This is a genomic window from Betaproteobacteria bacterium (assembly GCA_016713305.1).
In the GTDB taxonomy this organism is placed as follows: domain Bacteria; phylum Pseudomonadota; class Gammaproteobacteria; order Burkholderiales.
The window spans coordinates 322,152-336,031 of record JADJPK010000009.1; the positions used below are offsets into that span (position 1 = coordinate 322,152).

Genomic DNA, 13,880 nt, shown 5'->3' on the forward strand with positions numbered 1-13,880 from the left:
TTCCTGCCGATCCGCGAACGGACCAGCCGGCGGCCACGCGCCCGCACCACGAGGAACCTGACCATGAACCGCTTTCGCAAGCTTCTCGTCTCTGCCCTTGCCCTGACCGCGAGCTTCGGCGCGCAGGTCGCCCAGGCCGAGGTCTTCTACAGCGGCCAGACCAAGGGCCAGCGCGGCGACTTCGTCGAACTGATCCTCAACGCCCGGGCCGGCACCGGAATCGATTCGATCGACATCGTTCCCGAGATCGACGACGTGGCCGGCATCCTGAACCTCGACACCTTCCAGGCCACGGCCGCGCTGAAGGAAGGCGGCATCGGCCTGTGCGAAGACGGCACCGACGCGTGTGCGCTGTTCTTCCTGGAAACCAAGACCTTCGCCGCCGACACCCCGCTCGCCCGCATGCGTTTCCGCATCGCGGATTCCGCGCCCATCGGCATCGTGCCCTTCGATCCGGGCGTGACCGTGGGCGAGGACATCCTGCCCCTGCCCGCTGCGTCACAGTTCGAGGTGATGGCGATTCCGGAACCGGGCACGTGGGGGCTGGTGGTGGCGGGATTGGCAGTCGTCGGTCTTGGGGCGAGACGAAGGAAGTAACCGCAACGAGACCACGCCACGTACCGAAGATCCGCTGGTGCCATGGACCCGACCCACGAGACCCCGCAATCGAACGTCGTGCCCTGGCAGCCGAGCCAGCGCTACCCCGACCCGGCGATCCAGATTCTGGACGCCAGCTTTGACAAGTACCGCATCAAGCAGTCGTCCGTCGAACGCATCGCGCATGGCTGCCGCTGGAACGAAGGCCCCGTGTGGTTCGGCGACGGCCGCTATCTCCTGTGGAGCGACATCCCCAACGACCGCATTCTCAAGTGGGAAGAGGAGACCGGGGCCGTCAGCGTGTACCGCAAGCCGTCAGGCCACGCGAACGGCAACACGCGGGATCGCCAGGGCCGGCTCGTCACCTGCGAGCACAGCGGCCGCCGCGTGACCCGCACGGAGTACGACGGTTCGATCACCGTGATCGCGGACCGCTTCGAGGGCAAGCGTCTCAATTCGCCGAACGATGTCGTCGTGAAATCCGACGGCTCCGTCTGGTTCACCGATCCGCCGTTCGGACTGCTGGGCAACTACGAGGGGTATGTCGCCCAGCAGGAATTGCCGATGAATGTGTATCGAGTGGATGGCACCACGGGCGAGATGACCGTGGTGGTCGACGACGTCGTGCGCCCCAACGGACTGTGCTTCTCGCCCGACGAATCCACCCTGTATCTCGTCGAATCCGGCTCGACCCCGCGCAACCTCTACGCCTACGACGTCACCGACAACGGCCGCCGGCTCACCCGCAAGCGCAAGCTGTTCGACGTGGGCGCAGGCACGCCGGATGGCATGCGCTGCGACATCGACGGCAACCTCTGGATGGGCTGGGGCATGGGCGACGCCTCAGTGGACGGCGTCAACATCTACAACCCCGATGGCCGCCTCATCGGCCGCATCGCCCTGCCCGAACGATGCGCCAACGTGTGCTTCGGTGGCCGGCATCGCAACCGGCTGTTCATGGCGGCGAGCAAGAGCGTCTATGCGCTGTATGTGAATACGCAGGGGGTGGCGGGGGGGTAGGTCGACGTCGTGGCGATGGGTCGCGGGGCGATCGAACTGGCCCATCGTCCAGGCTGACTGCTCCTCCAGCGGCGACGCGTCTGCCACCAACGCAGGCTCCCTGACCTTGGATGTTTCCGCTCCGCCCGCCAGGAGCCTGCGGCGGAGTTGCGCTCGAACGAGCGCTCCGGCCTCAACGCGCAAGTCCTGCCCGCGCAGCCCATGGCTGCATGGGCGGGTGTATACGTCAGATCGAAACGGGATCACCCGTCCGGCGCAGGCGGCTCAAGAACACCCCACCCAAGGCGAGAAGCGCGAAAGTGGATGGTTCGGGTACGGGACTCGGGATCGAGTAATCGTGGCCTGAGGCAGAGATGACGTCTGATTGGCCGGGAAAATTGAAGGAATCGATGGTGAGTTCGATCGTGTTGAGGAAGTTGGCCGTTCCGGTCACGAACGACGATGGGAGGACTGTGCCTCCGTCCCCGGCACCCCTGCTGGCACTGACCTCGAGCAGGCCCACCACCCAGAACTTCGTTCCGTCTCTTTCGAAGATCGTGAACGCGCTGTCTTCGCCGAAGTCGGCCTGCCGGCTTTCGTCCGTTATCACGGTCTCACCTGTCTGGAGGTTGTACGTCCAGGTGGAGGATTGGTAAACCGAGCCCAGGAAGTTTGAAGCCGCCGCCTGCGTCAAATTCGTTTCAAACGGAACCCACCAGACCTGCGCGCGAATCTGGGCCGATGCACCTGGACGCGTGCGAGGCCGGACGTCGGGGGTCAGCGTTGCAAATCCCCCTGTGACACTGCCATGAACGTTCCAATCGATGCTGTAGCCGCCACCGTGCCCGAGCTGGATGGTGTCCACGAACATGGCCGTCGCCGTTGAAATCCCGCTGACAGACCCGCCGCCACCGCCTGCGGTCGCCTGGGCGCGGAGCTTGCCGGGGCTGGCAATGGCCGTGCTATTGATGAACCCCGATGTCGTGCCGACCGACACGCCACGGCCGTCCGAAGTCTCTCGAAAGGCATCTTCTTTCTCACCATTCACGGACGGACCGACGGATACGAAACCTAGGGGAGACGAGTAGGAATCGAAGGCAGACTGGATCTGAAAGAACGGTGGGTTAGGAAGAGGGAGCGGCTCAGGATCGGTGATCGAGATCGACCCTTGCACGGACGTGCCGAGCATGGCGCCGGTCTCTGCCAGGCGCGCGCTCGACGGCAGGACGGGAATCGGAGGTAGCAGAACGACGTTCGCCGCCGCGTTGGCGGACGGAGCCGCCACGAACGCAAAAGTCGCAGCGATCAGCACGCCGTTCAGCCCGCCATGGACGAGCCCCCGCAAGAATCGTTGAGAAGCATGCATGCAGATCATGATGGCCTCGCTCCTGAAGGAATTATGAGTATTGGAACGCTAGTATAGGTCCGCTGAATCCCCGTGATCACTCGTCCGGGACGAGGCCTCTCTGCCGCGCCGCCCGCGCCGCCTGGGTGCGGTTGGAGACGCCGAGAATACGGAACACGGTCGTGAGATGGGTACGCACCGTTGCTTCCGAGATGCCCAGTTCGTTGGCAATGGCCTTGTTGCTCCGGCCGCCACACAGCGCTGCGAGTGTCTGCAGTTCTCGAGGCGTAAGAACGCCGCTTGCAGCCGAGCCCTGGTCGGATCCCGGCGCACTCCGGGAGGAGACAGTCCTCGCCGCGGGTTCAACACCATCCAGCAGCAGTGCAGGAAGGTAGGTGCCGCCTTCTCCGATGAGTTTGAGCGCCGCCGCCAGTACTTCGGTGGCCGCGGACTTGGGAATGAAGCCCGAGGCCCCCGACTGCAGGCAGCTCACGACATCGGCCCGGCGCTCGGTAGCCGACACCATCACGACCCGCACGCCAGGAAAATCGTTCCGGATGCGCGCGAGCGCTTCCATCCCGCCGGCACCGGGCATCGCCAGATCGAGCAGCACCAGATCTGCAGACCCCATGTCGCGCAGGCGCTGCAGAGCGGTGACACAGTCGCCGGCAACGCAGATTGCCGCCTCGGGGAACACCTGCGACGCGATGCGCGCCAGCGCGTCACGGTACAACGGGTGATCGTCGACCACGAGGATGTTCATCGTCAGACAACCGCTTCCGGAACAGGACGGGAAGCCGGCAGCGAGCGAAGGGACACGAGCGTCTCGAGCATGGCTGTCGCGCTGGCCGGCTTCGCCAGCAACACGGTTCCGGGAGGCAGGGAGGATCTCGATGTCGCGGAATGCGCATCGCCGCTCACGAGCAATGCGGGGATCTCGCGATTGAACTCCTCTCGCAGCCACGCGACCAGGTCCGTTCCACTGCATGCGTCAGGCAACCGCAAGTCGCTCACGACGATGTCCGGTGCCGACGCCCACTCCCCGGCCACGCTCATGACCTCTGCCATGGAACCCAGTGCGATCACCTCACAGTTCCACTGGCGCAGCAGTGCCGCGGTGGCGTCGCGCACACCCGGCTCGTCGTCCACCACCAGGACCCGGGTGCCCGCGACACGCCTGACCGCGGGACTGGGCAATTGCGTGTCCGCGACCTCGGCCACGGGCCCGTCGAACGCGGGAACCCGGACGCGAAAAACGGAACCGCGCCCCGCCACCGATCGAAACTCCACGGTGTGTTGGAGAAGACCCGCGAGACGTTTGACGATGGCGAGACCGAGTCCGAGCCCCCGGCGGCGATCCCGCTCGGTGTTTCCGCACTGAAAGAACTCTTCGAAGATGGCACCCTGGTGCTGCGCCTCGATGCCGATGCCCGTGTCCCAGACTTCGATGGAGACGGCGGCTCCGCGCCGCCGGCTCGCGAGCAGGACGCCTCCCGCGTGGGTGTAGCGGATGGCGTTCGACACGAGATTGGCAAGCACACGTTCGAGCAACGCGGGATCGCTGTGGACCACTGCATGGCAATCGTGCGTGCGAAGCTGCAACCCTTTCTCGCGTGCCAGGGGTTCGAAGGCGGAGTGCAATGCAGTGAACAGCAAATGGACCGGCACGGCGGTCAGCCGCGGCGTTTCGGCGCCTGCATCGAGTCTGGATACGCCAAGAATGCCGTCGAACAGTTCCTCCAGCGCCTCGCATGACCGCGCCAGACGATCCACGATCTCGGCCTGGGCGCGCTGCAGCACCTGCCCCCGCAGCACACCCAGAAGCAATCCGATGGCGTGCACGGGCTGCCGAAGATCGTGGCTTGCCGATGCCAGGAACCGGGACTTCGCTGCATTGGCCTGTTCGGCCTCGCGCGTGCGTTCCGCCAGAGCCTCTGCAAGCTGCCGGTTGCGGTGGGCAAGCACGATCGACCGCCGCATCGTCCGGTTCATGAAGTGCCCGAAGCCGGCGGCGGCCGCGATCAGTGCCGCCATGCCGGCCGCCAGCCCTGCGTGCAGCGCATCTCCCAGGAGGAGAAACGCGACGACGAACGGGACCATCGATCCGAGGAGAAAGCCGAAGTAGCAAGGCAGGTGCATGGCGAGATGTCCGATCCCGCCGACGGCGACGGCCGTGACGCCCAGTACGACCATCATCTCGACCGCAGGCGGAGCGGGAATGAAGAAGAAGGCAGCCGACCCCCAGGCCAGCGCAGATGCGCTGGCGAGCCAGGTGAAACGGCGCCCCCAACGCCGCAACGACATGGCCGCGGGCGATTCACGCCGGTAGCGCCAGTAAGCCAGCAGACACGCGGAGAGAGCGGCGGCCACGGTGCCCGTCCACCAGGCGACCCCTGCGGACACGCCCAACCGGTAAAGACAGACCGCGATGATCGCAAGCGCCGCGTAGCCCACACCCAGTCCAGCGGGCAGCGAGTCCATGAACAGGCGGACCGTCTCCGTGTCTGCGCAAACCCGCTCCTGGGCTTCGCTTGCCCCGCTCCGCTCGTGGTCGAGGGTCGCCGGGATATCGCCGGACTGCGTCGGCATGGCGTGGATTCCAAGGGATCCTCAGCGCATTGTCGTACAACAATCACCCGATCGCCATTCACAGCGAGCGAATGTAGCCTGAACATCATCGTCGGTGATGAAAGGCGAGGCCGGGCCGCAACGATCGTCGGGAAGACGGCGCCCTGCCTGCAACAGGTGCCCTGCAGCGCCGGCTGCCTTTCTGCCGTGTGCGAGAGAGGCCTCCCATGAATCGCTTGAAACAAGATCGACGCGGGCAAGGTACACGGTCGTGCCGCACCCCCGGCCGTCTGGCCGGCATCATCGCGATCGCCGCACTGGCGTGGGCGGGCTCGCCCGCCCTCGCCCACTCGGTGACTGCGAGCTACTTCACGTTCACGGACAATGGTTCGTACATCGATGGCGGCGTGGACTCGTCCATTTCGAGGACCCGGGCCGTCGTGGACTCCGGATTCGCGCACACCCCGCTCCAGATCGGCGGTCAGCAGACGGATTGGACATGGCAGGGGAAGGCCTCCGCCAGCCTGAACACGGGATCCTTGCGAACCTATGCGTTCAGCGACACGACGGACAGCCACGCGAGCGAAGAATCCCCTGCTGCTGACCACGGTTGGCGCACACAAACGACCGCTGCGCTGTCCGACAGCGTGGTCTTTTCCGCGGCACCCGGCGCCTCGTCAGGTGCGCCGGTTGCCGTCACGTTCCGGCTGGATGTCGAGGGGAGCTTTGCCGGGTCGTTCGCGACGATGTGGAGTTCGACCTTCCTGATGGTGAACGGCGTCAAGTCGCAGGTGGAATTCTCGTGGGACGGCCGGCTCGGACCGAACGGCTCGACAGACGCCATGGCGACCGCGACCGGAACGGTCACCGGTCTGTCGACGGATCCGCACCAATTGCACGCTCTGCTTTCCGTGACCGCGATGGCCATACCCGGGAGTCCGATCGTCCTCACGGGAAACGCGACGGCCAGGGCTGCGGCGGGCCCGTTCGCATCCGTGACAGCGGATTTCGATCACACCGCGACATTGTCCATCGAAGCCCCGGCAGGCTACGTGTTCACGTCTCAATCGGGCGTGCTGCTCACCACGCCCGTGCCCGAGCCGAGTTCCTGGTGGTTGCTCGCAACAGGATTGATCGTGCTCGCTGCTGTCCGATGGAGACGGCAATTCCTGGCGTGGCGAGATCCAGGCCGGCCCTGGGTTGCCATGCCGCGTAAGCACGCGGGAGAGTCAGAGAGTGTCCGCGATCGCCGGTACGGTAAGCCCATACCTGGAAGGCTTCATCCCTCATGCCTTGTATCCAAGGTGACCTGCCTGTCCGAAACGTCGACAGCGTGCGAACGGAGATCGCCCCGGGCACGATCCGCCGCGAGAACGGCCATCGCGGTCCTGTCGTCGCTCGTGCTCGTGATGCCGTACGCGTTGGCGACAACGGACAACTCGTTACCCCTTTCCCAGGGCACCTTCGCTTGCGCAGGAAAAGCGGACAGTGGCGAGACGCGTGCGATCGGGACAAACGAGATCTCCTACATCGACGGCGGCAAGGCGTTCTGCTATGGCATCGGCAGCTCCTTCGGGGATGATCCCTTCGTCAATGCCAGCGCCACTGCCACAGGCGGAACCGACTTCCCCATCCAGATTCAGGTGAACGTCTCCACCGATTACTACTATCGTGCCCAGAAGACGCGGGAGCCCCCCTTCGTTCCCAACATTCTTCCGGAGAAGTTCGAACTCAAGGGTAAGGTCGAAACCGGCATGCCCTGGCCCGACAGCTTGTCGGCGTTCGTCTCGGCTTATGCCAACAGAGACGGCCACCCACAGATCCTGCTCGGGCAGCTTAGAGGCAACGGCACCCTGAACAAGAAGGCATCCATCGGCGCCGGCCACCTCGAGATCGTCCACGTCCAATACCGCGCGCAGTGCCGTGTCGTGGGCGACGCGGGCCAAACCGTCAAATGCAATGCCAGACTCGATCCACTCCCGGAATTCGACCAGGAAGCGTTCGACCTTACCAACGCGCTGGCAGGCCGGCCGACATTTCTGCTGGACGACTACTACACGCTGGAATTCAGTCCCAACATGGTCCCCGAACCCGAAACCTGGCTCGGGCTGGTCACCGGCCTGCCCCTGATCGCCCTGACGATCCGTGGTCGAAAGAAGATGGACAGGAAGCGGACGCCAAGAAACGTCCGCTGCGGACGCTGGATTCGACGAATCGCCGTTCTTGCAAGCGAGTAACGAGGGTTGTCTCGCCGAGCGAGAATTGCCGGTGGATGTGTAACGAGTGGATGGCACCACCGGGATTTGCATAGGCACGGGGTGGTGGGAGGGTAGTGACCCGCTCGCCTTTCGGGGACGTGTAGTTCGTCGTTCACGTGCACCCTACGCGGCCTCTATGTGGCGCTTTATGCCCAGCGCCCGTGCCACCTTGAGCACTGTCACGAAGCTGGGGTCACCATCGGCGCTGAGCGCTCGATAGAGACTCTTCGCTAAGCCCCGCGTCCTTCGCCACCTGAGTCATGCCTTTGGCGCGTGCGATGTCCCCGAGGGCACTTACGATGCCGGCCACATCGTCCGGTGCCTCTTCGAGCCAAACGTTCAGGTAGTCCGCCATGTCTTCGGGCGTCTTGAGGTACGTCGTGACGTCGAATGGCACTGTCTTCGTCTTCGACGTGCTCGGCTTCGAGATGGCAACCTTGGTCATGAAAAATCTACTCCTTCACGCCTTGAACGAGCTTGATCGCCAAGGCGATATCCTTGTTCTGCACGGCCCATGCGCGGGGTGCGCGCGCAGTTGGGGATGACCATGGTGTGCCAATCCGGGAGGAGATCGTCATGGGCGAAGGCAGCGTCTGTCTCGGTCTATAACGACTCGATCGCGTCGAGGCGTTCGAGGAAACTCGACGTCAACTCGACGCGATAGCGGCTATCCGCCTCGCGTCTTGGCGGGAGTTGCGGCGGTTGCTCGGCGTCGTTGCAATTGAGCGATGGCAGCTTCGGCCTCTTGCGTCCGACCCGCCTCGATATCGGCCAAACCCCGCTTGGCGTCATCGATGAGCAGCAGTTTGATGCGCTCAAGATTCATTACTCATTCCGGTCATCGAAGAGAGCAAACACCGAATAGCCGAGCACTACGCCGACGGCAAAACCCAGGGCAATGTCCATTCGCCCACTCTGACCGATTTCTCCCCTGGGAAACGACCCGATCAGGGCTACGAAGATAAGGAACTGGACAACGATTACTAAGCCAACGAAGAGGACAATCTGTACTCGACGCCACGTTGAGAGGCTAAGCGAAATCCGGCTGCATAGGTCCTTCAGCTTTCGGCCCGAGAATGCCGCCGCGATCATAGCCGTGGATCCCAACCCCAACGTTCGAATAACATCCCAGTCAATCATCTTCGCTCGAGATCTCCTCCATTGCCCTGACCAGATCATCGCTGATTGACGACGGCATCGAGGCCGAAAGGGCATCCGATGCCCGTAGGAGCGAAGATGCTGCAATGCGAGACCCGACCCTGCTGAGTCCGACGCTGCTGAGTCTCAAGCAAGGTACGACGACGCCTCTTGGCACATCCCCTGCAACTACATGTCAATTGAAGCGCTTAGCTGCGCTTTGCTCACCAGTTCGGAGCAGCTTTCGGAGCTCCCAAGCGACGTTCAAGAATGCGGCAATCGCAAGGCCATTCGATAGAAGCAAAGTGCCTATGAATCCCCACGCAAGCTTCCTGGACGACTGCCAGCTCCAACGGAAAAGCTCTGAATAACGATCGGCCTGGTTTGCGAGGTGATGGCAGGCCCGTCGCAGGGCATCGGCGTCCCTCAAAGTGTCAATCCACTCAATCTGGTTTTCATGGGGGACGTCGGGAATCATGCCAAGTACTCGGTCAGATTCGAGTTCCAGATACAGAACAAGGATCGGCACCAAGCCCATTATGGCGAACAGGGCAGCATAGATGAGGACAAGGCGAAGGAGCTTTTTCATACGGTATCCATCGTTTCTCGCTCCAACGTGGAAATGTGCGACCCGCGCGGCTTCTTGCGCATGCCCGTTCGACTGCAGGGTTGGGCGTCATTCAGAACACCCTTCAACGAACGTCACCTGCGGGAAGCGGCCAGCGTAGTGGGAGCTTCTGGGTCCTGTCTTGCATTCACGCATGACCATTGGTCTCCAGGCCGCACTCTTCCACAGATCGCCGACACCGCCCGTCGAACGACCGGCTAGTGGAGAGTCTCGTCGAATGCCGATCTGGGCTCAAGACCTATTAGACAGGCGCCATTCCTCGGTTACGAATGGTCCGACCCGCGGGGGGCCAAGGCAGGCCATGCGTTGATGCAAGACTTGACCCTCCCGTTAGTCGGGCTCGGGAAGACGCACTCGCGGCAGCCGCTGACTCGCCGGCCCGTCGGGCGCGTGGAGTTCCATCAGCGGACCACACGCCGGTGTTGGCCTTGGCGCCCACGATCGAGACCATGATTCTGTCAAACCACGACCACACTTCATCTGCCTCGCGCCACCTGCGAAAATCGGGACAGATCGGCAGATCCGTGACTGCAAGACCTGACACCAACAACGTTGCATCACGAGCTTGCGCCACTGGGCGCACAGGTTACGGCGTACTTGGCACCACGCCCGCTCTCGGCGCTGCCTTCCCTTCGCTCGTCGCGCCTTTATCGCCGCGATCAGCCCCTTGAGACTCTGAAGGTCCGATCCAAGATCCGTCGGGTTCGGCACCGGCGCGTTCTTGGCCGAGGCGGGATCATGCGCGTCGACGACATCACAGCACCGCTTGAAGAGGCGCGCAATTTCTTTCTGCTCACCCGCATCAAAGCCAACTACCTCGTCAAGATTGTCGACACGAATCCAGTCCCGGTAACGCTGGACGACGCCATTAAGAACCAAGTCCTGAACTACACGCTCGATAGTCGCGCGAAGAAAGCTGTACTGGTGCCTCATGTCGCCCGCCTCGGCCTCGCCGGGATACGCCGACCACCTTCTCTCAAGCTCGCTCCGTGCCTTCTCCAGGCGATCGATTCGTTCGTTGTAGCTCTTGTGCGCCCATGGCAATCCTGCAAAGACGAATCCCGGCCGGTTGCCCATCCACTCCAAATGGTGCATCTGATGATCGACAGCAAGCTGCTCAATCGCATCTCTGAGTTCGCCGAGAAACGTCGTGTCATGCGTCAGTATGATCACCTGCCTGCCTTTGGCCTCCTCGACAAGTCGACGCGCCACCTGCCGCCGGCGCCAGTGATCCAATGAGGAGACCGGATCGTCGAACACGATTCCGCCACCATGACTGGCGAGGCGAAGCTCGGCAAGAAAGGCACCGACAGCGATCGCCCTCTGCTCCCCTTCGCTAAGGATCTCCTCCAGCTTGTTGCTTACAGGCAAGTCAAGTACCAGCCGGTACTTCATCTTTCCCCTTGTCATTACGCTCGCTGAGCTTCGTCCGGATGTGCCCCATTCCAAGCATCCCAAACTCCTGGTCAAGTGCATCCTTCAGTGCCGCGGTCACCGCGGTGCTCGCGAACTCCTTCGACTTGTCAGAGATGGCCTTGGTCTTTAGGTCGTCCTTGCACTTTTCAAGGCGCGCCCTTAGTCGCATGCGTTCAATCAAGGACACGATGGCCTTCGCGGTGGGGCCGAGAGCCCCCTTAGCGACGAGTTCATCGCGCTGCGTCTCGAGCGTCTTGCGCTTCCCCTCGTCAGCAGCCTTGTCCAGTTCAGCTGCCGCCTTTCTGAGTCGTTCCGCTATGCCTCGAAGGCGATCACGCGGATCGCCCTCGAACGCGGGCACTTCGCTCCAAGCATGCGAACTTATGGCGCCAAGCATCCAGCCGCGTCGTACCTCGATACCCGACTCAAACTTGCTGACCTTATCAGACAACCCGTTCTCGATCGTATGGAGCTCGAAGAAAGCGCGGGGTCCAGGTCGAACACGAGACGGGCGGCCTCGATCTTGCGAACTGCGGCGCCCAGTTGCTCTCGCTTGGCGGCCGCGACCTTCGCGGCATCAGACTGGACGAAGTCCGCGAAACGCTTCATTCGATCGCCCGCACTGTCGATCGGTTGCTGGCACAAGACGCAATGAGCACCAGGCTTGACATGCGGAAACGGATGCCCCTCATACGCACTCTCTGTCGAGAAGCGTCGGGCAGCATCAAACATTGCCTTCCATACCTGCTCCCCCGTTCCCGGCAAGAGTGATCCGCCGGCGCGAAACTGCTCCGCCGCCACCTTCTCTGCTTGAGCAGCAACAAGGACTGCTTCGTCGAGCTCCTTCAGCTTGGCAATCGCGGCGTCGCTGACCCACACCTCAGCCGCGTCGACTCTCTTGACTAGTTCCTCGATGCGCTGTGCGGAAAGGCTGACTTCCTTTGCCTTGCTCCGAGGATCCGTCTCTGCCAATGCCTTCTGCAAGTCTGCGAGAGTCAAAGTCTCCTCGGGGTCATATGAGCAAGACGGCGAACATCGTCTGGATCGGTCTTTGCACTCAGTTCAGTGACCAGACGTCCTACGGCAGTCCCACCTCTAAGAAACGCGAACGGCTCCACGTCAATCTGCACTCCCGCGATCTCCGCGGAAAGCCGCCTAGCAAGCTCTGGCAGAACCTTGTTAGCAAGGTTCTCGACCACGTCGAGTCCGTACGGGAGGTAGGCGACATCCTGCTCAGCTGTCAGGTATGCGCGAGCGCAGTGGGTATCGAAAACAGCAATCGCCGACAGTTCGTCTGGAGGTGCTGCGTCCCTTTTCCAAACGACGGTCTTGGCTGCTCCACCCACCTCAATGTCAAACAGTGCCTCGGGAATGAGCTTGGAGAAAGCGGCATCCGTCGCATCCGGGAGGACACTCTCCTGCTGGTCGCGTGCTCGGCATGCACGCTTCCAGCACCCTCGAATAGCCTGACTTCCCGCTTCCGTTGCCGTAGATAACCGTCAACCCGTTCGGTGCGAATCGCAGAACCTGATCGGGCGCGATGCGATTCACGTACTTGAGTTCACGCATCGCTCTTAGAACCACGCCAGCAGCTCTAGCCGCATGCGTTGGAAGATGAACCGCAGCCAGCGGCACGGGGACCCGGTTCGTAGGATCCAGCAGGCCATACGCGGATTTCATCAACGCGTACAGGTCGTCATAGTCTTGCGCCGAAAGACCTTGTTGCTCCTGGAACAGGCGCCGCGCGGCATCCCGTTGCCAAGGGGTCAGGCTCGTCTCGGTCCACGCCAAGATTTCATCGAGAAGCGCCATGACTATCGCCTCGCCACAAGTTGTTCGAGCTTGCGTGTGACACTCAAGAAAGCGTCGTCGTGGCCGGCGACCTCGACGCACATCTGCTTAGAGACGCTTCACTTTAGATTGCCGCTGCAAGCTTCGATGCCTCCGCGAGCTCGACCAGTTGCTGACCTGCGCTCGCTGCCTATGCATCGGTTGAGCGTCTCGTTGGGCATCGCTATTCCTTCCACCAACTTCGAGCACTGTCCCAACACTCGACAGTGTCAAATCTTCGCTCGTACCAACGAATCTCGTAATCAATAGTGCAATTGTACGTGGGGGCACCTCGGCACTTCAGGCGATAACACAGCTGGTTGTCCTCAGCCTTGCCCGGTTCAATGATGACCTGGCCCCACTCATCGGGGGACTCGGTCTTATCATCCGTGCCGACTTGACGTGGTACCGTGACCGTGTCCTTCAGCACGAGACTGTTGGCTTCGGCGGAGATGCACTTGGGTTCAGGAGAGAGCCAAGTGATCTGGTTGTATTGGGACCACCTGAGTCTTTCTGTCTTCAATCTTCCTAGGAACTTTCTGTGAAGAACACTCTTTCTTGCCCAGAGTAGAGAGGTCTTCATCGCGGTGCTGTTCGTTCTTCGACTGAAGCGTGTTGACCAAGCTTGGGTCCAAGGTAATTCGCTGCATTTCAATCAACATCTCGACATAGAGGCTCTCTAGTCGATCTTTCTCCGCGCTAGGTCTCATACTGCGCAGTTGATGACATGTACGAGCTTGAAGAAGGTCGAGGTCTTGAAGCTTCTCGGTGGCCTCGCGATACTTTGGGTCTAGTTTCACCGATGCCATATTGGTTTCCACTCGGCCTGTCTTAGCTTGGATACCTTCAAGGTTTACCGTATAACTTGGTAGCTGACGTACTTGGGACAGGTGCAACCAGAAATCAGACACGCGAGAACAATGCAGCAGATTTGAATCTTCATCTCTACCCTCCTGCACAATTGCCGCGACACTCGGCTAACTGGGAATGTCTGTGTCGCCCGGATGGACCACATTTTTGGCCACGACGCGCATCTGGAAGTTGACGCATTTGGACGCATCGCATTCACAATTCGCCTTGTGTCGGCAAAGAACGCGTCGAT

The 13,880-nt window shown here is 61.9% G+C and carries 12 protein-coding genes and 1 pseudogene; 3 read left to right on the top strand and 10 right to left on the bottom strand.

Annotated features, from left to right (window positions below; all coding sequences use genetic code 11):
- Positions 1–63: 63 nt before the first annotated feature.
- Both IPK20_13580 and IPK20_13585 read left to right on the top strand, forming a co-directional pair.
- Positions 64–597, top strand: a complete 534-nt coding sequence (locus IPK20_13580; protein MBK8017636.1) for a PEP-CTERM sorting domain-containing protein — start codon at positions 64–66, stop codon at positions 595–597.
- A 42-nt stretch (positions 598–639) separates the two neighbouring features.
- Positions 640–1,617 (top strand): SMP-30/gluconolactonase/LRE family protein, encoded by a 978-nt coding sequence (locus IPK20_13585; protein MBK8017637.1) that lies wholly within the window; start codon positions 640–642, stop codon positions 1,615–1,617.
- A 226-nt stretch (positions 1,618–1,843) separates the two neighbouring features.
- On the opposite strand, the gene IPK20_13590 is transcribed toward IPK20_13585, so the two are convergent.
- The 3 genes from IPK20_13590 to IPK20_13600 form a co-directional block, all read right to left on the bottom strand.
- Complete coding sequence (locus IPK20_13590) at positions 1,844–2,971, bottom strand: PEP-CTERM sorting domain-containing protein (protein MBK8017638.1); 1,128 nt, start codon at positions 2,969–2,971, stop codon at positions 1,844–1,846.
- A 67-nt stretch (positions 2,972–3,038) separates the two neighbouring features.
- Positions 3,039–3,704, bottom strand: a complete 666-nt coding sequence (locus IPK20_13595) for a response regulator transcription factor (protein ID MBK8017639.1) — start codon at positions 3,702–3,704, stop codon at positions 3,039–3,041.
- A gap of 2 nt (positions 3,705–3,706) precedes the next feature.
- The gene (locus IPK20_13600; protein MBK8017640.1) at positions 3,707–5,530 is read right to left on the bottom strand and encodes a hybrid sensor histidine kinase/response regulator; all 1,824 of its coding nucleotides are present in this window, start codon (positions 5,528–5,530) and stop codon (positions 3,707–3,709) included.
- 206 nt (positions 5,531–5,736) lie between these two features.
- Between IPK20_13600 and IPK20_13605 the strand changes: the two genes are divergently transcribed.
- Positions 5,737–7,746, top strand: coding sequence for a PEP-CTERM sorting domain-containing protein (locus IPK20_13605; protein MBK8017641.1), 2,010 nt, complete (start codon positions 5,737–5,739; stop codon positions 7,744–7,746).
- A 144-nt stretch (positions 7,747–7,890) separates the two neighbouring features.
- On the opposite strand, the pseudogene IPK20_13610 reads toward IPK20_13605, so the two are convergent.
- The 7 genes and pseudogenes from IPK20_13610 to IPK20_13640 form a co-directional block, all read right to left on the bottom strand.
- Positions 7,891–8,212: pseudogene (locus IPK20_13610) on the bottom strand (putative addiction module antidote protein).
- Positions 8,213–9,100: 888 nt separating this feature from the next.
- Positions 9,101–9,493 carry a hypothetical protein gene (locus IPK20_13615; GenBank protein MBK8017642.1) on the bottom strand — a complete coding sequence of 131 codons (393 nt, stop codon included), beginning with the start codon at positions 9,491–9,493 and terminating at the stop codon, positions 9,101–9,103.
- A 369-nt stretch (positions 9,494–9,862) separates the two neighbouring features.
- Positions 9,863–10,927 (bottom strand): AAA family ATPase, encoded by a 1,065-nt coding sequence (locus tag IPK20_13620; protein MBK8017643.1) that lies wholly within the window; start codon positions 10,925–10,927, stop codon positions 9,863–9,865.
- Positions 10,905–11,309 (bottom strand): hypothetical protein, encoded by a 405-nt coding sequence (locus tag IPK20_13625; protein ID MBK8017644.1) that lies wholly within the window; start codon positions 11,307–11,309, stop codon positions 10,905–10,907. Before IPK20_13625 ends, IPK20_13620 begins: the two co-directional genes overlap by 23 nt.
- Before the next feature lie 20 nt (positions 11,310–11,329).
- Positions 11,330–11,932: a hypothetical protein gene (locus IPK20_13630; GenBank protein ID MBK8017645.1), complete on the bottom strand. Its 603-nt coding sequence runs from the start codon at positions 11,930–11,932 to the stop codon at positions 11,330–11,332.
- A 369-nt stretch (positions 11,933–12,301) separates the two neighbouring features.
- Complete coding sequence (locus tag IPK20_13635; GenBank protein ID MBK8017646.1) at positions 12,302–12,760, bottom strand: hypothetical protein; 459 nt, start codon at positions 12,758–12,760, stop codon at positions 12,302–12,304.
- Between the two features lie 482 nt (positions 12,761–13,242).
- The gene (locus tag IPK20_13640) at positions 13,243–13,689 is read right to left on the bottom strand and encodes a hypothetical protein (protein MBK8017647.1); all 447 of its coding nucleotides are present in this window, start codon (positions 13,687–13,689) and stop codon (positions 13,243–13,245) included.
- Positions 13,690–13,880: the final 191 nt, after the last annotated feature.